General features: G+C 45.3%; 19 protein-coding genes and 4 pseudogenes. 8 read left to right on the forward strand and 15 right to left on the reverse strand.

What is annotated here, in order from left to right; translation table 11 throughout:
- Positions 1-76 precede the first annotated feature (76 nt).
- From V6N89_RS19680 to V6N89_RS19690, 3 genes and pseudogenes are all read right to left on the reverse strand, one after another.
- Positions 77-1,420 carry an N-acetylmuramoyl-L-alanine amidase gene (locus V6N89_RS19680; protein WP_346993138.1) on the reverse strand — a complete coding sequence of 448 codons (1,344 nt, stop codon included), beginning with the start codon at positions 1,418-1,420 and terminating at the stop codon, positions 77-79.
- Between the two features lie 46 nt (positions 1,421-1,466).
- The gene (gene tsaE / locus V6N89_RS19685; RefSeq protein ID WP_338519084.1) at positions 1,467-1,949 is read right to left on the reverse strand and encodes a tRNA (adenosine(37)-N6)-threonylcarbamoyltransferase complex ATPase subunit type 1 TsaE; all 483 of its coding nucleotides are present in this window, start codon (positions 1,947-1,949) and stop codon (positions 1,467-1,469) included.
- 73 nt (positions 1,950-2,022) lie between these two features.
- Positions 2,023-3,521: pseudogene (locus V6N89_RS19690) on the reverse strand (NAD(P)H-hydrate dehydratase).
- 6 nt (positions 3,522-3,527) lie between these two features.
- Between V6N89_RS19690 and queG the strand changes: the two are divergent.
- Positions 3,528-4,676, forward strand: coding sequence for a tRNA epoxyqueuosine(34) reductase QueG (queG, locus tag V6N89_RS19695; RefSeq protein ID WP_346993139.1), 1,149 nt, complete (start codon positions 3,528-3,530; stop codon positions 4,674-4,676).
- Between the two features lie 9 nt (positions 4,677-4,685).
- Here the strand turns inward: queG and V6N89_RS19700 are convergent, their stop codons facing one another.
- From V6N89_RS19700 to nudC, 3 genes and pseudogenes are all read right to left on the reverse strand, one after another.
- Positions 4,686-5,282, reverse strand: a complete 597-nt coding sequence (locus V6N89_RS19700; RefSeq protein ID WP_338519086.1) for a hypothetical protein — start codon at positions 5,280-5,282, stop codon at positions 4,686-4,688.
- Positions 5,283-5,306: 24 nt separating this feature from the next.
- Positions 5,307-6,400, reverse strand: a pseudogene (gene hemE, locus V6N89_RS19705) (uroporphyrinogen decarboxylase).
- A 268-nt stretch (positions 6,401-6,668) separates the two neighbouring features.
- Positions 6,669-7,502 carry an NAD(+) diphosphatase gene (gene nudC, locus V6N89_RS19710; protein ID WP_338519087.1) on the reverse strand — a complete coding sequence of 278 codons (834 nt, stop codon included), beginning with the start codon at positions 7,500-7,502 and terminating at the stop codon, positions 6,669-6,671.
- A 255-nt stretch (positions 7,503-7,757) separates the two neighbouring features.
- On the opposite strand from nudC, the gene rsd reads away from it, so the two are divergent.
- The 6 genes and pseudogenes from rsd to V6N89_RS21880 all read left to right on the forward strand — a co-directional run bounded on the left by rsd (position 7,758) and on the right by V6N89_RS21880 (position 10,919).
- Positions 7,758-8,210 carry a sigma D regulator gene (gene rsd / locus V6N89_RS19715; RefSeq protein ID WP_338519088.1) on the forward strand — a complete coding sequence of 151 codons (453 nt, stop codon included), beginning with the start codon at positions 7,758-7,760 and terminating at the stop codon, positions 8,208-8,210.
- 54 nt (positions 8,211-8,264) lie between these two features.
- Positions 8,265-8,738 (forward strand): transcriptional repressor, encoded by a 474-nt coding sequence (locus V6N89_RS19720; protein WP_338519089.1) that lies wholly within the window; start codon positions 8,265-8,267, stop codon positions 8,736-8,738.
- Positions 8,728-9,192, forward strand: a complete 465-nt coding sequence (locus tag V6N89_RS19725) for a chemotaxis protein CheX (RefSeq protein WP_338519090.1) — start codon at positions 8,728-8,730, stop codon at positions 9,190-9,192. The genes V6N89_RS19720 and V6N89_RS19725 overlap by 11 nt, the downstream gene beginning before the upstream one ends.
- Positions 9,152-9,620: pseudogene (locus V6N89_RS19730) on the forward strand (secondary thiamine-phosphate synthase enzyme YjbQ). Before V6N89_RS19725 ends, V6N89_RS19730 begins: the two are co-directional and overlap by 41 nt.
- A gap of 100 nt (positions 9,621-9,720) precedes the next feature.
- Positions 9,721-10,416 (forward strand): thrombospondin type 3 repeat-containing protein, encoded by a 696-nt coding sequence (locus V6N89_RS21875; protein ID WP_338519091.1) that lies wholly within the window; start codon positions 9,721-9,723, stop codon positions 10,414-10,416.
- Positions 10,395-10,919, forward strand: a complete 525-nt coding sequence (locus tag V6N89_RS21880; RefSeq protein WP_431189741.1) for an OmpA family protein — start codon at positions 10,395-10,397, stop codon at positions 10,917-10,919. Before V6N89_RS21875 ends, V6N89_RS21880 begins: the two co-directional genes overlap by 22 nt.
- Before the next feature lie 101 nt (positions 10,920-11,020).
- Here the strand turns inward: V6N89_RS21880 and dnaB are convergent, their stop codons facing one another.
- The 6 genes from dnaB to V6N89_RS19765 all read right to left on the reverse strand — a co-directional run bounded on the left by dnaB (position 11,021) and on the right by V6N89_RS19765 (position 15,416).
- A complete protein-coding gene (gene dnaB / locus V6N89_RS19740; RefSeq protein WP_338519093.1) occupies positions 11,021-12,406 on the reverse strand; it encodes a replicative DNA helicase in 1,386 nt (461 codons plus the stop codon).
- A gap of 239 nt (positions 12,407-12,645) precedes the next feature.
- Complete coding sequence (locus V6N89_RS19745; protein WP_338519094.1) at positions 12,646-13,116, reverse strand: hypothetical protein; 471 nt, start codon at positions 13,114-13,116, stop codon at positions 12,646-12,648.
- Positions 13,117-13,340: 224 nt separating this feature from the next.
- The gene (locus V6N89_RS19750; protein ID WP_338519095.1) at positions 13,341-14,327 is read right to left on the reverse strand and encodes a DUF4097 family beta strand repeat-containing protein; all 987 of its coding nucleotides are present in this window, start codon (positions 14,325-14,327) and stop codon (positions 13,341-13,343) included.
- A 13-nt stretch (positions 14,328-14,340) separates the two neighbouring features.
- On the reverse strand, positions 14,341-14,484 hold the full coding sequence (locus tag V6N89_RS19755) for a hypothetical protein (protein ID WP_346993140.1): 144 nt from the start codon (positions 14,482-14,484) through the stop codon (positions 14,341-14,343).
- Positions 14,477-14,848: a hypothetical protein gene (locus V6N89_RS19760; RefSeq protein WP_346993141.1), complete on the reverse strand. Its 372-nt coding sequence runs from the start codon at positions 14,846-14,848 to the stop codon at positions 14,477-14,479. The genes V6N89_RS19755 and V6N89_RS19760 overlap by 8 nt, the downstream gene beginning before the upstream one ends.
- The gene (locus tag V6N89_RS19765) at positions 14,841-15,416 is read right to left on the reverse strand and encodes an RNA polymerase sigma factor (RefSeq protein ID WP_338519098.1); all 576 of its coding nucleotides are present in this window, start codon (positions 15,414-15,416) and stop codon (positions 14,841-14,843) included. The genes V6N89_RS19760 and V6N89_RS19765 overlap by 8 nt, the downstream gene beginning before the upstream one ends.
- Before the next feature lie 124 nt (positions 15,417-15,540).
- Here V6N89_RS19765 and V6N89_RS19770 point away from each other — a divergent pair, with 124 nt between their 5' ends.
- Positions 15,541-16,179, forward strand: coding sequence for an MOSC domain-containing protein (locus tag V6N89_RS19770; RefSeq protein WP_338519099.1), 639 nt, complete (start codon positions 15,541-15,543; stop codon positions 16,177-16,179).
- Positions 16,180-16,185: 6 nt separating this feature from the next.
- Here V6N89_RS19770 and V6N89_RS19775 read toward each other — a convergent pair whose 3' ends face one another.
- The 3 genes and pseudogenes from V6N89_RS19775 to V6N89_RS19785 all read right to left on the reverse strand — a co-directional run bounded on the left by V6N89_RS19775 (position 16,186) and on the right by V6N89_RS19785 (position 18,947).
- Positions 16,186-16,566 (reverse strand): hypothetical protein, encoded by a 381-nt coding sequence (locus V6N89_RS19775; RefSeq protein ID WP_346993142.1) that lies wholly within the window; start codon positions 16,564-16,566, stop codon positions 16,186-16,188.
- 75 nt (positions 16,567-16,641) lie between these two features.
- A pseudogene (locus tag V6N89_RS19780) lies at positions 16,642-17,774 on the reverse strand (MBL fold metallo-hydrolase).
- An 87-nt stretch (positions 17,775-17,861) separates the two neighbouring features.
- On the reverse strand, positions 17,862-18,947 hold the full coding sequence (locus V6N89_RS19785; protein WP_338519100.1) for an efflux RND transporter periplasmic adaptor subunit: 1,086 nt from the start codon (positions 18,945-18,947) through the stop codon (positions 17,862-17,864).
- Positions 18,948-18,956: the final 9 nt, after the last annotated feature.

Genomic DNA, 18,956 nt, shown 5'->3' on the forward strand with positions numbered 1-18,956 from the left:
TGTTGCTATGCATATGCGCGAGAAAGCGCAATGCGGGCGATGTACGCTGAACATAACGCAGCGCTAATGCGTTGACTTAGGTTCGCGGAATAGTGAGCACTTGGCCCACACGCACAACATCACTATTGAGGTCGTTTGCCGCTTTAATACTACTCACTTTTACATTGTAACGTTGCGCAAGAAGTGAGAGTGATTCTCCGCTTCGAACCTTGTGCGTTCTGTTATTCGCCTTTTCTCTTGCCCATAGTGTACCATCCGGTGGCGTTTGCTTGAAATAGCGCTTAGTGGCACTAAATACGGCTTTTGCTAGACGCTCACGGTACTTTGACCAGTTGAGGTTTTTCTCTTCTTGAGGGTTGGAAATAAAACCTAGCTCTACCAAAATGGACGGAATGTCTGGCGCAGTCAGCACAGCAAAGCTCGCCGCCTGTGGTCTTCTCTTGTGAAGACTTGTTACTTTTTTAAGTTCATCAACCACTTTGTTGCCAATATCATGACTACTAGCCATGCTGTGATCCATTGAAAGCCCTAAAATGGTTTCTGTTAAATAGCGTTCACTGGATTTATCATTAATAACTTCTGCAGCACCACCTAGTAATTCGGCATGCCGTTCTGATTTTTCTAACCAACGACCCAATTCAGTATCGGCTCTACGCATAGACAACACCCAAACAGATCCACCGCGAGGCTCAGGTTGACTAAATGCGTCCGCATGTATGGAAATCAGCAAGTCTGCTTTTTTCTCTCGCGCGATTTCTGGTCGTCTATTTGGCGAGATATAAGAATCGTTGCTACGTGTCATAATAGCTTTCATTCCAGGCTCCGCATTTATCATCGCCTGAAGTTTTTTCGCCACGCTTAACGTAATGTGCTTTTCAAACGTGCCCGCGGGACCAATGGAACCAGGGTCTCGACCGCCATGGCCCGCATCAATTGCAACAATGATATTGCTGTCTCGTGGGCTGCTCTTGTCGTCAATGACAACAGAGGATGAGGTCGAAGCGAGAACGCCACTTCTGTTTGGCTGGCTGTCTGCTAAGTCTACGACCAATCGATGGCCAAAAGAACCAGCCGGCGTAATAGCAAAAAGCGAAGGCTCTGCCTTCCTATTAAGTTCGATGACAATACGAGCAGCAGATTTATTTTTTGGTGTTGAATAGCGAAGTTTTTTGACCAGGTCGCCGTCGTTTGCAACCTGTGAAAAATCAAACGACTTGTCAGTTTGTTGCAGATCCACTACCAAGCGGAGCGGTTTAGTCAGCGTAAAGTACGTAAATTCAGGCGCTGTTTTCATATCAAAAACTACGCGAGTGGTATCTGATGACGGCGCTATTCTCACGCCTTCGATGCTGTTTTGTGCAGCGTGCGCAATATGCACAAACATCCACAAAAACAACACACTAACTATACTACGCACCATGTTTTGCCTTTACGCTTTTATTGTTATTTATCTCAACACTTGGCTACTACACATGCTTGCATTGCTGAAGTAGCTTCGCACCATGAGCACTTTTTGCATCTATCATAAACTGTCTGCCCGACGGTGTAATATTTATACTAATCACTAAGTCAGGGGATGCCAAGTACTCACCACCTTTTTCCGACCATTCCACTAACGCAATTGCACCACTTCCGAAGTAGTCTCTGATCCCCATAAACTCGAGTTCTTCCGGGTCAGCTAAACGATATAGGTCAAAGTGATAAATATTGACGCTTTCTAACTCATAAGGTTCAACTAGGGTATACGTCGGACTTTTAACGCTACCTGAATGTCCCAGCGATTGAATGAAGTATCGACTGAATGTGGTTTTCCCAGCGCCTAGATCGCCATTTAGATAGATGACGGCATCACTGGGTAGTTGACTGGAAACGGCTTGCGCTAAGTCTTTGGCTAGTTGCGCAGTATCTTCTAGTTCGTTAGCAAAAAATGAGGTATGCGGGTAAGACATCAACAATATTCCACAGAGTTAAAAGCTGAAAAACACAGTAGATGCCTTCCCGTTTAGGGGAATATCACAGATATTAATGATTAATCAGTGCACGTACTGCGTCGAACAAGTCGCTCGCTATCATACCACGTTGCCCATAAAGTTGGGCAATATCATCACCCGCCTTCGCATGCAGCACCACACCGTATTTTGCAGCAATATCAGTCTCAACACCTTGTGCTAACAATGCACCCAATATACCGCTTAAAACATCACCGCTACCCGCTGTTGCCATGCCCGGATTACCGTGACGACATACCCATGTTTTCTTTTCATTATCAATCAGTGTGCCAGCCCCTTTAGAACACATACGGCGTGATACCGCTGAGAACACTGTCTTGCGTAGTTAAATCTATCCCCTTCAACATCATCGATAGAGACGCCAAGCAGACGCGCAGCTTCTCCAGCATGAGGGGTAAGAATGCTGTCACTAATAGTGTAAGCGGTAGATTGTTTACACAGAATATTTAGCGCATCAGCATCTATAACAATGGGCTTATTATGGTTTTGGCAATGTTTAAGCGTCATTTCAAATGTGGCGTTAGCCCATTCGTCTTGACCAAGTCCGGGGCCAATCACCACGCAGCTTGCCCACTCCAAGGCGTCGGCAAGGTTTGAGTCGGTCACCATTAATTCTGGACGTCCTGCACTGACCTGAACAATTGAGGATTCATGGGTGTAAACACGTACCATACCTGCACCGCTTCTCAGGGCAGCTTCACCCGCTAGGCGGATTGCGCCAGCTGTCCCCTTATTGCCGCCAATACAAAGAAGGCGACCATACGTACCTTTGTGGCTGTTTATTTCGCGCGGCCCCATACCTTTGAAATGGTCAATGTTTAGCATGGTGGCACTCGCTTTCGCTAAACCCTGAAACGCCTTACCTATACCGAGGTCAGCATAGACCAGTTTACCGCACGACTGCTTCCCTGCGCCTGTCACTAGGCCTGGCTTGATACCCACAAACGTAACCGTTATATCGGCTTGAACACAGCGCCCAAGGCTCTGCCCGGTGTTAGCATCAAGACCTGATGGCACATCAACGCTCACCACTGGTGTTGCGCTAGCATTAACGGTGTCTATGACATCGGCAAATTCATTGCGTATATAACTATTGATACCCGTTCCCAAGAGGGCGTCGATTACAACATCGGCCTTTTCCAATAATGATTTGTCGAAAGGATTGATCTTTCCGCCAGCGTCTGCCCAACGTTGCTGCGCCTTGCCCGCATCGCCATCAAGTATTCGATTGGGTTCAACAGCACACACATGCACTTGCTTACCTGCTAGTTTTGCGTTCATTGCCGCAATGTAGCCATCCCCTGCATTGTTGCCTTGGCCAACGAGAACCAAGTAAACATCAGAATTGGGCATCAGCTCTTGGCACTGCTTAAACACTACATCATAAGCTCGCTGCATCAGTGTGAACATGTCACAACCTGAATCAGCCGCTGCTTGTGCTTCATTTTCTCGAACCTGATCGGCTCTAAATAGTTTGTATGATAAACTTGACGTGAGTTGAGTATCTAGCATGAGCAAATGTCCGCAATTAATTCCATCGACCTCGTTGAATTAACAAACAATATCAAGGCTTGGGGAAGAGCGCTAGGCTTTCAACAAGTTGGTATCAGTGATATTGATCTGCATCAGCACGAGGCACATCTACAGGCGTGGTTAGACAAAGGTTACCACGGCGACATGACCTTTATGGAAAGCCATGGAATGAAGCGTGCCCGTCCCGACGAATTAGTACCAGGCACCCTTCGCGTCATCAGTGTTCGAATGAACTATCTTCCCCCAGACGCCTCTTTTGCTAAACACTTAAAGCGCCCAGAAATCGGCTATATAAGTCGCTACGCGCTGGGCCGGGACTATCACAAAGTATTGCGGAAAAGACTCAAGCAATTAGGCGATAAAATTACTTCTGCGTTAGCCCACACCCAATATCGTCCTTTCGTTGATTCGGCTCCCGTACTTGAACATGCTATTGCCGAAAAAGCAGGTATTGGATGGACAGGAAAGCACAGCCTCACACTTAATAAAGAAGCCGGTTCCTGGTTTTTTCTCGGTGAACTCTTTATTAATCTACCGCTTCCAACCGACTCACCCGTAGAAGAGGGATGTGGGACTTGTACTGCGTGCATGACTATTTGTCCAACCGAGGCTATTGTGGCTCCATACACAGTAGATGCAAGACGCTGTATTTCTTACCTCACGATAGAATCGGATGACGATATTCCAGAAACACTTCGACCGAAAATGGGCAATAGAATATATGGTTGTGATGATTGTCAGTTAGTTTGCCCATGGAATCGTTTCGCAGACGTAACATCTGAAGATGACTTTCATCCACGACAGGTGCTTCACGGCCAATCACTAAATACGCTTTTTAGCTGGTCAGAAGAGACCTTTTTGTCCAATACAGAAGGCTCGCCAATACGAAGGATAGGTTACGAAAAATGGCAGCGGAACATCGCCGTTGCCATTGGCAATGCGCCTTTTGATGCTAATAGTGTAACGCTGCTTGAAGAGAGAAAAGGTGCTGTCAGTGAATTGGTAGATAGGCACATAGACTGGGCGCTAACGCAGCAATACGCCAAGCGCGATACCTTAGATAAAAGCGAAGCTACGCGCCAACAGCAGAGGTTAATCCGAGCCGTCGAAAAAGGGCTTCCCAGAGATGCATAGCAAGTGTCTTTAATCAGCCGTTCTCGGTTTAACCGTTTCTGCAATTGGCGACACGAACAACTCATCAGTGCTATTTTTCGACAAGCTAAGTTCCGCATCATTATGGTCATTAAAAACAGGTAGCAAAGAAAAGCCTACGGTAAGCTCAATGTCATTTATCGCGGGAGTTTTCGTAACTTCAGGTAATGAATACTGCCACCACGTCTCGTTTTGAATGGCATATATGAGCGAATCAAGTTCGACTTCGCTGCCGCTGAAGTTGCCAGTAACTTGGCAAACATGGTCACTACAGTTCACTGAACTTACATGTAATTGCGCTAAGTTGGGCTGGCGCTTAAAGTAATGCAAAACTGCCTGCTGCGCCGTTAGCTCTGCATTACTTAACGCTTTATCCGATGCGTCATTGTTTTGAGTGTTTGACGAAAGTTTTAGTGCAGCCTTTATAACCTTGAGGTCACCTGCGCCAGTGGCACGTGAGCGCTCTAACACGAAAGACAAGCGCTCTTTTTCAGCCTTTGATTGACTCAGCTGTTGCTGATACCCGGAGAATTTGTAGCCAGCTACAACGGCAAATAATATCAGCAATACTACAGGCCACAGTTTCATCCGGTTCCCTTCGTTTTTGCGAAATTATTTATGGTATTGCTGACTTAGCTTATGCACTGCATTAACAAAAACACCTAAGCATTTTCAGGCGGAACATCTAGGTGGATACCGTGCCCTAAATTAAAGACATGACCTGTTCCCTCACCATAGTAAGCGAGTATCGAACCCACTTCGTCTTCAATACGCTGTGCTGGCGCATAAAGCATTGACGGATCCATGTTGCCTTGTAACGCCACTTTGTCGCCGATGCGTGCGCGAGCCTCTTTGATATCGATCGTCCAATCAAGTCCTACCGCATCACACCCTGTCGCCGCAATCGACTCTAACCACATACCACCATTTTTAGTAAACAGTGTAACTGGGACCTTACGACCATCATTTTCACGAGTAAGGCCGCTAACGATACGCTCCATGTACTGCAGTGAAAATTCTTTGTAGTCTCGCGGTGACAACACACCGCCCCAGGTGTCGAATACCATAACAGATTGAGCACCAGCAGCGATTTGTGCATTTAAATATTCAGTCACTGAATCAGCAAGTTTCGCAAGTAGTGCGTGTAACGTAGCAGGCTCAGCAAATGCCATTTTCTTGATCTTTGTGAACGCTTTGCTAGACCCGCCTTCAACCATGTACGTCGCCAGTGTCCATGGGCTACCTGAGAATCCGATAAGCGGCACTTCACCTTTGAGTTCTCGACGAATAGTGCGAACCGCATTCATCACGTATTGAAGCTCGCCTTCAGGGTCAGGTAAACCAATTTTATCTACGTCAGCTTTGCAAGTTATTGGTTTTTTGAAGCGAGGACCTTCATAGGTCTCAAAATACAAACCCAGTCCCATCGCATCAGGGATAGTCAGGATATCTGAAAAAAGAATAGCTGCATCAAGAGGAAAACGACGCAATGGCTGCAGCGTAACTTCACACGCTAACTCTGCGTTCTTGCAAAGTGACATGAAGTCGCCAGCCTCAGCGCGAGTCGCTTTGTACTCAGGTAAGTAACGCCCCGCTTGGCGCATCATCCATACGGGTGTCATGTCCACTGGTTGTTTAAGTAACGCACGTAAATAGCGATCATTTTTCAACGCAGGTTTATCAACACTAGGAACATTTTGCGACATATAACTCACCTAAGTAACTGTAGATAGAATAGATAAAAAGCCACACTGGCTTAAGCGCCGGAGTATACCAGTATTCTTAACCACGTGGGTTAAAACCTCGCACAAAAAATTGATTTGCGACATACTGTCGACAAACAAAGACGAAGTTGACTTGAAATTGTAACTTGCGTTAGTAGTGAGTGTTTGCTATTACTATACACGTTAACAAAAAAGAAGCCCCTCAGGGGACCGTGCTAAACTTATTGAAACCCTGCTTCGGCAGGGTTTTTTATTTGTCGCTGATTAGCGACACCGTTTTTGCAATGAGTTGTCCTGCAATGGATACGCGAGGCGGAATATTGGGTAATTCATCGATGTTGAACCATTGTGCATCGTCAATCTCGTTCTCTTGACAGCGAATTTCACCACCCGCGTACTCCGCAATAAAGCCAACCATAAGCGAATGCGGGAAAGGCCAAGGTTGACTATTAAAGTACTGTAAGTTTTTTACCTTAACCCCAACTTCTTCGAATATTTCCCTGTGTACTGCCTCTTCAAGGCTTTCACCACTCTCAACAAACCCCGCAAGGGTAGAATACATATCGGCTTCTTTGTGACGTACGCCTTTCGCCAACAATATTTGTTCGTTGTTGTGAATCGAAACAATGACACAAGGAGAAACACGCGGATAACTTCGGTGTTGGCAACGATGGCAGTGGACTGCCATTTCCCAATCAACACGCTCGGTTTTGGCACCGCACTGTCCGCAATACTGATGGGTGCGTAAAAAGTGCGTATATTGCCACGCGCGTCCAATCACCGAAAAAGCAATGTCTTGCGCGCTAAATAGAAGTTGTCGAAGCGATATTCTTTCCCAACCCGGCTCATCAATATGTTCGCTTCCTAAATCAACAACAAATACTGGATACGAGAGATGTGCACTTTCGTTTAGTGGTGGTAGTTGATGGATATTGTCTGCGTAGGAAGATAAAAAGGGCAACTCTTCAAGATGACCTATAGGTAATGTTTGTGACGCTTCCTGGACCACCAATTTGCCACGACTAAATACTACCCACATTGCACGCTGTGCTTTTAGCATCACCTCTTCTTGCCTAATCATCATATTGCTACCTCGCGTTTTTTCGAAGACACAATAGCACAAAATAGTGAAGCGCTAACAAAACCTGCATCACTCACTACCATTTACACGTCGTAGATTTAGGCAAAATATTAAAGCGCGTATCTAACTAACAAGATAGAGTCGCCAATTTGAGACACCTTGTTACAACTAACCGAGCGAATTTAAGCCCAAAATTTGTGTCGCAAGTGCACAGTGTTATACTGAAAACTGATATCGCCAAGCAGGTGGCACATTATTATGTTGCAGCAATTAGAGAGCGCTAAGTCTAAGTGGGGCGGAAAAAGCCAAACTATTGATAAATGGTTGCAAGAAAGGCAAGCATTATTAGTAACTTATTGCGGTTTAGCAGGAATCAATAAGCAAAGTGAATGCTTGCCAGATGCCGATGAGATCGCTGACTTTTGTGGTGCGCTTTTAGATTATTTGTCAGCAGGCCATTTTGAAGTCTTCGAGATATTAACGGAAAACAACGGCGACCCTCAGGGTCAGGCGTTAAAAGAAGACCTTTACCCTAAGTTGACAAAAACCACTGACGCGGCACTCGCATTTAATGATAGATTTGGAGAAGCCATTACATCTGAGCAAGCTGCTGGATTTGACAGTGCTTTAGCTGAATTAGGAGAAACGCTAGAAGAACGTTTCGCATTAGAAGACGAGCTTATCGCACACGTTCACACGCACGACGCGTGATCCAGATAACGCGCTTTACTATAACAATGAAAGTCGAGTAAACGGTTTCAATTAATGAACAACACCACACTTATCAACAAAGCGCGTGCATATTGCGAACAACGCGGTGCACGCTTTACACCACTACGAGAAAAAGTGTTTGAGATTCTCGTTTTGAAACACGGTCCTATGGGGGCCTACGAATTGCTCGACACGCTAAAAGAAACTGAGTCGAGCGCAAAGCCCGCCACCGTTTATCGCGCTTTGGATTTCTTACTCGATTTTGGCTTTATACATCGCCTCGAGTCCACAAATGCCTTTGTTGCTTGCTACCACTTTGGTTGCAACCACCCTGTACAATTTCTTATTTGCGATAGTTGTGGTGATGTAGCGGAAATTCAATCTGAAGGCCTGCAGGAAACATTAGAGAACCAAGCGAAACAGCACGGTTTTCACGTATCAAAACAAACAATAGAGGCGCACGGCCTATGTGCCGACTGCCAAGAAACGGAAGGCTCACCTCTTAAGGAGAACACGCATGAATGCTGATTTTGTGAACCCGTTTATTAGTGGTTTACTCAATGTAATGGAAACAATGGCACAAACTAAGCTTACGCCTGGAAAGCCTAAACGTAAGCAAAGCGACGTCGCTAAAGGTGATGTTTCTGGTCTAATTGGCATGGTTGGACCCAACGTGCGCGGTTCAATGTCTATCACCTTTGATGAATCACTGGCGCTGACAATAATGGAGCGCATGGTAGGTGAAAGACCAGAAAAACTAGATGCCGAAGTAGGCGATATGGTGGGTGAAGTCACTAACATGATATGCGGTAACGCAAAGCGTGACCTAGCAGAACGTGGTTACGAATTTGGTATGGCAACACCTATTGTCGTTTCAGGTAAACAGCACACCATTAGCCATCAGGTTGACGGTGCAAAAATAATACTGCCGTTTATGTGTGATGAAGGGCTGGCGCATTTGGAAATCTGCTTTGACAAATAGTGTCTGGCAGTCTGAAAAAATTACACTGCGCAGCTACCCTCGAGGCTTTCATATCATTACTGATGAAGTTGTAGCGGCTATGCCAAGCATAAGAGCCGTCGAGGTTGGCCTACTTCATCTGTGGCTTCAGCACACTAGTGCGAGCCTTACTATTAATGAAAATGCCGATCCTACCGTGCGTCAGGATATGGAAGCGTTTTTCAACTACAGTGTAAGTGAAGATCTTTCCTTTTATAAACACATATATGAAGGGAAAGATGATATGCCAGCACACGTGAAATCAAGTATACTAGGGTGCCAGCTAACGATCCCTGTTCAACAAGGTCAAGCTTGCGCTAGGCACTTGGCAGGGTATTATATTAGGTGAACACCGCGACCACGGTGGTCAAAGAAAGATTGTAGCCACATTACAAGGGATAGCACCTTAGCCCACATTATAAATGGCACAATTTGTGCTGGTATTCTAAAAAGCACAAAATACAACATTATCAAAATCGATAATCACTCAACGTTAAACAGGATGTGACTATGAAACAACAATTCAAAATGGCAGCGCTATCCCTAGCTGTACTTGCCTCAACTAATGCATTTGCTCAAGAATCTTCAGAACCAGCGTACCAAAGCTGGGGTGGTATATCAGGCATGCATTACAATACTGATGCATCTCGTCCTCTTTCATTAACTGAAGGCGGCACAATCGATAACGGTCAAGGTATTTCATTTGAATACGGCTTCCGTTTCACACAGAGCTGGGCAGCGCGTGTAGAATTTACATCGCTTGACCTTGATTACTCTAACGCGGGTGATGAAAGTGGTGAGATGGTAGGTGTTGACGCCATGTACTTCTTACCAGAAGACGTATGGTATCTATTCGGTGGTGTTAAGCGTCAATCAGTAGGCGTTTCAACAACATTGGGTAACATCGGTATTGGTAAACACTGGGATATCCATGAAAACGTGAAGCTTATTACAGAAGTAGCGGCTTATCATGATTTCGGTGAAGACTATAATGACTACAGCTTCAAAGTTGGTGTTGCGATTCCATTTGGTGAGCGTACTACGTATGCACCAAAGGACAGTGACAACGACGGTGTAATGGACAGCAAAGATCAGTGTCCAATGACTGCGCCTGGCGTTCGTGTAGACGCTACAGGTTGTGCAGTTGATAACGACAACGACGGTGTGCTTAACAGCGTTGATAAATGTCCGAACACACCTGCTTAGGCACTAAAGTAGATGCAACAGGTTGCGCAATCAAAGATGCTGACAACGATGGCGTTATGGATAGCAAAGACATGTGTCCAGATACTCCAGCTGGCGTAAAAGTAGACGCAAAAGGCTGTACGTTGTTCGATGAGGAAACGGTAGAAATTACACTTCGTGTTCTTTTCGATAACGAAAGTGCGGTTGTAAAAATGCCAAAAGACCCTGAAATATCTGAGTTTGCGGCATTCATGAAAGAATACCCGTCGACAAGCGCTATCATTGAAGGTCACACTTCAGCGCCAGGTTCTGCGTCTTACAACATGGACCTATCTGAGCGTCGTGCAGCAAACTTCAAAGAAGTGATGGTTGATATGTATGGCATCGATTCATCGCGTCTAGAAACAGTAGGTTATGGCGAATCACAATTGCTTGATACTGCTAACAATGCTGAAGCACATCGCATTAACCGTCGAATCTCTGTAACGGTTAAAGGCACAGTAAAAGTTGCTGAAGAAAAATAATTTAGTTCACTAAATAGCTAAAAGGCGCCGCTCTTACCGAGACGGCGCCTTTTTTTATCTGTTAACCACAAAGCTGCAACAGTCCTTTTGGCGCAGTTTCATTAGTACTCGTCGGCGATGGCAGGACCCGCATAATTATCAAAGCGAGAGAATTGCCCTTGGAACGTCAATCGGCACGTACCGATAGGACCATTACGCTGCTTACCAATGATAATTTCTGCTATACCTTTATACTCGCTGTTCTCGTGGTACACCTCATCTCGATAAATGAACATAATAAGGTCGGCATCCTGCTCAATCGAGCCCGATTCACGAAGGTCAGAGTTAACGGGGCGTTTATCAGCACGCTGTTCCAATGTTCGGTTTAGCTGAGACAAGGCCACAACAGGCACTTCAAGTTCTTTTGCCAACGCTTTTAATGAACGCGATATCTCTGCAATTTCCAGCGTACGGTTATCACTTAATGAAGGTACACGCATTAGCTGGAGATAATCCACCATGATTAAGCTAATACCGCCTCGCTCACGGGCTAGTTTTCTCGCCCGAGAACGAACGTCCATTGGAGTCAGGCCTGATGAGTCATCAACAAATAGACAGTCTTTATCTTTCAGCATTGCCATCGTATTGGAAATACGCGCCCAATCTTCGTCATCGAGTTGTGCCGTACGAATCTTGGTTTGATCTACGCGACTTAACGACGCTAGCATACGCATCATGATTTGCTCTGACGGCATCTCAAGACTAAAAACCAACACAGGTTTATCTTCTGCCATCATCGCGTTTTCAACCAAGTTCATTGCAAAGGTCGTTTTTCCCATTGAGGGACGCGCTGCAACGATAATCAAATCAGATGGCTGCAAACCGCTGGTCATTTTATCAAGGTCGGTAAAACCTGACGTCACGCCCGTCACTTCTTTATTGGTCTTAACCAACTCTTCAAGGCGATCGATAGTTTTACTAAGAATAGACTCTACGCCACGCGGACCTTCATTCTCACCCGTGCGTCGTTCTGCTATTTCAAACACCTTGCTTTCTGCAAGGTCTAGAATATCAGCACTGTCTCTACCTTCTGGGTTATAACCGACCTCAGCGATTTCATGCGCAACACCAATAAGCTCACGGGTAATGGCACGTTCGCTAATGATTTGTGCGTAAGAAACAACGTTTGCTGAGCTAGGTGTATTCTTAGCTAACTCGCCTAGGTAGGCGAACCCCCCTGCATCATCTAACTCATCATGCTTTTCTAGCTCCTCAGATACAGTTATGAGGTCAATAGGATCGCTGCGGTTAAGTAGCCGAGTGATGGCGCGAAATATGATTTGATGAGAACGATTGTAAAAGTCGTTGTCCGTTACAAGCTCTGCTACTTTATCCCAGCTATCTGGGTCAATAAGCATGCTTCCTAAAACAGACTGTTCAGCCTCAATACTGTGAGGTGGAACCTTCAATTTTTCTACATTCTTATCGCCTTGAGGAGCAGATGCCACAGAACAACCCTTTACCAATTTTCAAAAGTCAGTTGGATATTATGCGCTTTAAACGCCTATTGCTCAACACGAGAACCATGAGAATTGAACTAAACCTACCAAATCAAACATAGGTCTGCTGCTTTTAGCCTTTCATATTGTACAGTGAATGGCATACCAAAAAGGTCTGCAATGGACCTAAGCATCGATACGGTGGTATCATTGAGTACGAACCTTATGCAATATTGCGGATTACCGTATTAAAGCGTTTTTTCTATTTTGAACAGACTACCGTCTACTGTGGTATAGGCTAGCGAGTGATCTTGAAATAAAAGCGTAGCGCCAATGCCATCGGCAGAGTTAACACACGCAAGTTTAATTTGAGTAATACTGCCAGTTGAAAAGCCAAGCTCTTGAGGTGATACGTGATACGACGTTTTCAGCGCATCAGGGGATACTTGCTTTGACGTATAGGTAGGCATTTCACAAAGCGCCTGGCCAAGTTTTGCATACTCACTTGAGTAGGTCATTGAACTTCCCAGTATAGGCTGCGTCTTGGTATCGATGTCATTGGTAGCATCTACCGAATAGCCCTCTGTCACAACCCACGTACCTTCGTAAAACGCGGGTTCGTGCACTGCACACCCGAGTGTGAGAAACGATACACTTAACGCGCCTATCACAAGGCTGTGAAAACGCCAAAACCGCCTTATGTGGCTTACTATATTCAAAATACTCTCCAAACTCGTTTCATACCTTCTCCAACATTCAGCGAAACGTGAGATATAGAGCGGTATAAGGAAGAAAACGTTTCATCATCACGACCAAGCGAACTATTCTTGCGACTAAAAACGCAAGAAGCTGCATAAGAGCAGCTTCTTTTTGCTTGATTAGTAAATGTGGTTAAAAATTAAGTTTTCAACCCAAATCAACGATTACGTTGCCTATAGCTTATTCACTTTTGGTCTATCACGATGCGACCATGCACAGTTGAGATATCAACATTTGCTGCACCACCGTTATTGATAAAGCGAAGCCAGCTACTTGGACCGTACTTAGGCTCTTTGGCCTTTTCATCGCTAATTTTGTTGATGATATCGCCACCTGCATGGGCCTCAATATCAAACTGTGCTGAAACATTGTTTTGAAGCACAAGTTCAATGGTGCCACCGACCGAGTTGGCTTTAACACTGCCGTTGTCATTAATATGCAAGTTGGCGAACGTGCGGCCATTAACTGTGTTGATTTGCAGTGTATCAACTTCTTGCAAGTTCAGTTCAATACGCCCATTCACTGTCTCTACTTGCACGTCTGGGCTGTTTGACGTCACTTCAACTTTGCCATTTACTGTTGCAACAGACACTTCTTCTTTGCCTGAATGCTTGGCTTCGATATCTCCATTTACCGCCTCTGCCTCAAGTCGACCTCGAACATTCATCATTGAGATGTCACCGTTTACGGACTCAACCTCGACTCTGTCACCAATATCGCTAAGCGACACATCACCGTTTACTACTTCAATATCAACTGAACGCTTTATGCCCTCAGCTTTTACATCAGCATTTACCGCTTCATAGTGCAAATCGCTATCGGCAGGAATGTAAATGGTTAAGTCATCACCGTCTTTACTCTTTTTGTACCAGCTCTTATTATTTCGCTCGACTTCCACATGGATAACCACAACATCACCACGTTTTTCGAACACAAACTCTTCGGTATCGTCACCTAATTCGCCCGTTACTCGCACTTGAGACTTATCCCACACGCGAATATCAGCTTTACCGTTCACGTGTTCGATATCCACTTTTGGCGACGATGACGTATCGAGAGTCTTATCTACTTTTTCGCCCGCATTAGCTGAAAAAGCGAATGCCAGTAATACCGTTGCGCCAACGGCTTTTGCCACTTTTTGAGACAGTTCCATCATATTGTTGCTCATCATTTTCTTACCCTTATTAAATTTGCTGCCACTTTGGCGCGTGCACTCGCTCAATTAAGGCAATTTGCTGTTGATATACGTGATGTAGCATTTTTATTAGCGCCGAGTTGTCAGGATCTTCCTTTAACGCGGTTTTAATTGCATCTGCTGCATCATCCAATTCTTTTAACTGCTGCTGCCAATCTTCGGTCAATGCTAGGTGTGCTCTGGTAGCTAGCCAGTAAACTACTCACTTGTTGCTGCTGCTGTGAACTCATCGCATCAACTAGTGCATAATTGTCGTTCTTCGATTCATCAGGCTTAAAAGCAAAAGGCGCTGATAACCACAATACCGTGACCAAGCACACACTAGCTGCTATTGCTAACCACTGATTAGAGCTAACACCTTGACCTTGTGTTTCTTCGTTACTTTCCCTTTGCGCTTCTATTCCCAACTCAATGCCGCGAAATAAGTCTCTCTCAGGCTGTTTTTCTTTGCTTAGTTCAGCGATATGTTTCGAGAGTTGCTCGTCAAAATTACTCATTGTCATACCCCATAAAATCTTTCAAAAGCTGCTTAGCGCGAAAAAACTGCGCTTTGCTAGAACCCACAGCCATGTTAAGCATGCTTGCAATGTCTTCGTGGCGGTACCCTTCTAATGCATGAAGAACAAACACCATGCGCGCACGTTCTGGTAACCTGACAATAAGCGCTTCTAGATCAATGTCAGTGCTCTGCGATTCGGCAGCCATCTCATGAATGCCACTACTTTCTAGATTGAACATGCGCTGCACCCACCCTTTTTGCTTACGCATGTAAGAGATAGTGATATTGGCCGTTACGCTGTGCAGCCATGTCGAGAATTGGCTTTGCCCGTCAAAGTTTTCAAGCTTGCGCCAAAGCTGAATAAACACTTCTTGAGAAGCATCTTCAGCCATTCCCTTGTCACCTGTCAGTCGATAGCACAGAGCGTAGACCCTTGAAATATGTTTGTCGTAAAGCTGGCGAAACGCATGTTTATTGCCTTGTTTTGCCGACATAATCAAACTGTCTTCGTCTTTGCTACCGAACACCACATTGGCGTGTACAACACGTTGTTGTGTGTGTTCCATCTTCATCTCTTATTCGTTGTCAGAATGAGTGCCTTTTTCATCACAGCACTTGTTAGTGTTATAAGGTTAGTCGTACCCTATAGTAGAAAGGTTTAAATGCACAAAAAATTTTTTTGGAGACACCATGCCGTCATCGTTTAAAGTAAGCGGGCTATTCGCCGGAAAGCCACAGCCATTGGGTCCAAGAGGGGCACCAAGCAGTATTGTCAAAAGTCCTGTTTCTTTCCTAACTGTCAATATCGATGGTACTGATGAAGACCAACAGGCCAATACGCGGCTGCACGGTGGACCAGAGAAGGTGCTGCATCAGTTCAGTCCAGCTCACTACTTCACACTTGCAAAGCACTTTCCTGATGGGAACTTCACTGTTGGTAGCATAGGCGAAAACCTAAGCGTGGAAGGAATGGACGATACCACTGTATATCTGGGAGATGTTTGGCAATTTGGTGATGTTGAACTTCAAATTAGCGCGCCAAGAGCTCCTTGCAGTAAAATTTCACAGCGCTACGGCATTCCTAATTTAGATCGTTTCGTCGGTGAGCGAGGAATGACTGGCTGGTATTATCGCGTAAAAAAAACAGGGGTTATCTCCCTTAATGATACGGTCACATTAGTGCATAGAGAGCCCGACACCATCAACGTGCATACACTTATGCAATGCGCGCACACCAAGACAGATAAGCAACTTGCCGCCAAACTAGCTTCGCTTCCTACGTTAGACGATGAATGGCGTCTAAAGTGCGAGAAAATAGCAAATAAATAGTGCTGTCTAGCCAATTTTGAGGCCCCCCGCGTCGTCTTTGATGAGCGGGGAAAACTGCTTATTAACCGCTCGTAATAGTGGTGCTAGTTGCGATGGTGAATTGACATAAACAGATAGGGCACAATACTGCTCAAAACATGATAGGTAGTATCCAACGTCTTCCTGGCGATATTTTTCAAACACCGATTTCACCGTACCTTTGAACACATATTGCTCTGAGGCACTTGAAACAGGGTATTCAATAGTGGCAGTACAGCGATTTACACACACGTTAAATGGCGCAGGCTGGATGACGGGCGCTTGCTTTATGAAATAACTGCAAGCACCGAAATACCCTAAGAGGCTAAACGCGAAAAAAAAGAACACTTCCTTGCGGGTTGTAAGCATATTCAATCCCTGAATGTATAGCTATGTAGTATTAGACTGCTGAAATATTAGTCTAATCTAAAGTGTTCTACAAGACTAAAAGCTCACCGAATCACCCTCATTGAGCACATACCAGGGTATGTCTGTCTTAAGCTGTTCTTTCATATGAAGCAGTCTAAATAGAGCAGAATGGGATGTCTTGTCGCCCATTTTCCAGCTGGCATTGCCGTAACCCCAAGGGATAACGACTTTGCAATTTAGCTCTTGTGCGGCAATAACCGCATCTTCAGGCGTAGTGTGCACTTTGCGATACCAACGTGGTGACTCCTCACTGAAATAGGAGGCGATAGGTAAGAGACAAATATCAATGGGTCCAAATCGCTTGTTTATGTCCTTAAAATGAGGCGAATATCCCGTGTCGCTAAGCAAAAAACAATATTTTACCGCTGTTTTCTAACACCCAGCCTCCCCATAGTGTTGCGTTATTGTCTTCGTGAATAAAGGGAACCCAAATGCGATTGCTAAAATGATGAGCAGGCACAAAATGCGCAGTTGTATTGTCAACGGCTTGCGATGAATACCACGCCATCTCCTTTATGTTAAAGCCACCTTTAGGGAATTGATCAGCAAAACCTAGCGGAACCAAATAAGCAGGTTCATTACCAAGTGCTTCGATATCAGCCTTGTTAAAATGATCGTAGTGAATATGGGAATAAAGCACTGCATCAGTTTGCGCAATGCTTTCAGGATTTATTGGCGCAGCAGGGTTGCGGTTAAACCCTTCAGCAAGCCTGAACGCCCAGTTTACTGGCCAATCAAACTGCTTAAACACCGGGTCGATCAGGAACTGTTCACCACTGCCCGTTGACACTAGAAAGGTAGCATGACCTAGCCACGTTATGTTAAAGCCAGCATCAAGCCTTACCGATGGATTCTCACTAGGTAAAAAGGCAATTCTCCATCTCCTTTTCGCAAGTAATTTCCTCAGAAGCTGGGTAGCAATTTTCTTCGCACGTTACCGGGTAGTCGCGAAAATCATCATAAATGTTGGTGTACCTATCCTCGTAACCTTCTACATCTGCGTAGTTAACAACAGAATCTTCATCAACGATTTTCTCTACATGATTCTGACTTGCACAACCCAGAAGGGTGCTTAAGAGTGCTGATAAGGCAAGGCCTCTTGTAAAAGTTGTACGACGTACACGTTGCTTTACTGCCGCTAATTGCATTATTTACTTTACCTGATGAATACCACTTATTAGCGAGCACTTTACCCAATTTGTGGGGCCGCTGCCCCACATAAGAGTAAGAAAATATTAATTTTTAGCGGTTAGCGTAGCGTCAGCTTCTTCGAAGCGTACTTTTTGCCCCTCGCGCAAGCGCTCAGCGCCGCGCACAACCACGTGTTGTTTGGGGTCAACTTCTCCGAATACTTCTATTCGCTCTCCAAGCCCAACGCCTGTGCGCACTTTCACTTGCTGGGCCTCATTGTTTTCGTTGAGCTGATAAATGAATGTACCTGACTTTCTTAGAACCAAGGCATCACGTGGGATAGTTACCCCGTCGTGAGCTTCGCTACTTGGTATAGCGACTCTTACCGCACTGCCGATTGGAAAGTCACCAGGTTTTATCGCGATACGCAGCTCCATCATTCTAGAGTTGGCATTACCGACGGGAACGATGGCGCGAATAGCCTCCTCAACTTGATGCGTTTTGCTTTGTACGTTTACCATCATGCCATTTTCCACATAAGGTAATACAGTAAGCGGAGCGCGTACCTGTACTTCGACATTGTCAGGATTCACAACGCGCAGAAGCGTCTGTCCTACGCCAGTGTATTCCCCTGGAGACTGCAGACGCTCAACAACCAGCGCTGTAAAAGGAGCACGCACTTGGCTTTGTTCCACTTGATACTGAGTAAACGCGAGGTCTAACTTCGCTTGCGCAAGTTCTTGCTTGGCATTTTCAAGATCAGCTTCTACCGCGTCTAGCTCACCTTGCGACATATTATTATTCGCCTTCAAGTTCTTAAAGCGCACAAGACGTTTCTCAAACAAGCGTACCTGCGACTGCCATTGCGCAATATTAGACTTATTTTGATTAAGGGTAATATTAAGACGGGTATCATCTAGCACCACAAGTGGCTCGCCAGCGTTGACGATATCTCCCACTTCCGCCATCCAAGTGATACGACCATCAACTTCAGACGCTAAGTTAGCATCCGTTTGACTTAAGATAGTACCTGGCACCCAGGTAAGTTGAGATATCGCTTGTTCTCGTGCTTCGTCAACCTGCACCAACACGGGCGGCACACTGCTGTCTTGCGCCCAAACCGCAGATGAAAAAGACATCGACACCAACGTCGACATGCTCAAAACCAGACTACGAGTAAATACTTTCATGAGACTAAA

It is taken from the genome of Alteromonas gracilis, from assembly GCF_036870955.2.
GTDB lineage: Bacteria > Pseudomonadota > Gammaproteobacteria > Enterobacterales > Alteromonadaceae > Alteromonas > Alteromonas gracilis_A.

Excerpts from the sequence above, each read along its gene's own strand:
- rsd (WP_338519088.1), top strand. The coding sequence starts at position 7,758 with ATGTTGCAGCAATTAGAGAGCGCTAAGTCTAAGTGGGGCGGAAAAAGC.
- V6N89_RS19770 (WP_338519099.1), top strand. The coding sequence starts at position 15,541 with ATGCCGTCATCGTTTAAAGTAAGCGGGCTATTCGCCGGAAAGCCACAG.
- V6N89_RS21880 (WP_431189741.1), top strand. The coding sequence starts at position 10,395 with ATGTCCGAACACACCTGCTTAGGCACTAAAGTAGATGCAACAGGTTGC.
- V6N89_RS19760 (WP_346993141.1), bottom strand. The coding sequence starts at position 14,848 with ATGAGTAATTTTGACGAGCAACTCTCGAAACATATCGCTGAACTAAGC.
- nudC (WP_338519087.1), bottom strand. The coding sequence starts at position 7,502 with ATGATGATTAGGCAAGAAGAGGTGATGCTAAAAGCACAGCGTGCAATG.
- V6N89_RS19725 (WP_338519090.1), top strand. The coding sequence starts at position 8,728 with ATGAATGCTGATTTTGTGAACCCGTTTATTAGTGGTTTACTCAATGTA.
- V6N89_RS19765 (WP_338519098.1), bottom strand. The coding sequence starts at position 15,416 with ATGGAACACACACAACAACGTGTTGTACACGCCAATGTGGTGTTCGGT.
- V6N89_RS19775 (WP_346993142.1), bottom strand. The coding sequence starts at position 16,566 with ATGCTTACAACCCGCAAGGAAGTGTTCTTTTTTTTCGCGTTTAGCCTC.
- queG (WP_346993139.1), top strand. The coding sequence starts at position 3,528 with ATGTCCGCAATTAATTCCATCGACCTCGTTGAATTAACAAACAATATC.
- V6N89_RS19680 (WP_346993138.1), bottom strand. The coding sequence starts at position 1,420 with ATGGTGCGTAGTATAGTTAGTGTGTTGTTTTTGTGGATGTTTGTGCAT.
- V6N89_RS21875 (WP_338519091.1), top strand. The coding sequence starts at position 9,721 with ATGAAACAACAATTCAAAATGGCAGCGCTATCCCTAGCTGTACTTGCC.
- V6N89_RS19700 (WP_338519086.1), bottom strand. The coding sequence starts at position 5,282 with ATGAAACTGTGGCCTGTAGTATTGCTGATATTATTTGCCGTTGTAGCT.
- V6N89_RS19750 (WP_338519095.1), bottom strand. The coding sequence starts at position 14,327 with ATGATGAGCAACAATATGATGGAACTGTCTCAAAAAGTGGCAAAAGCC.
- V6N89_RS19785 (WP_338519100.1), bottom strand. The coding sequence starts at position 18,947 with ATGAAAGTATTTACTCGTAGTCTGGTTTTGAGCATGTCGACGTTGGTG.
- V6N89_RS19720 (WP_338519089.1), top strand. The coding sequence starts at position 8,265 with ATGAACAACACCACACTTATCAACAAAGCGCGTGCATATTGCGAACAA.
- tsaE (WP_338519084.1), bottom strand. The coding sequence starts at position 1,949 with ATGTCTTACCCGCATACCTCATTTTTTGCTAACGAACTAGAAGATACT.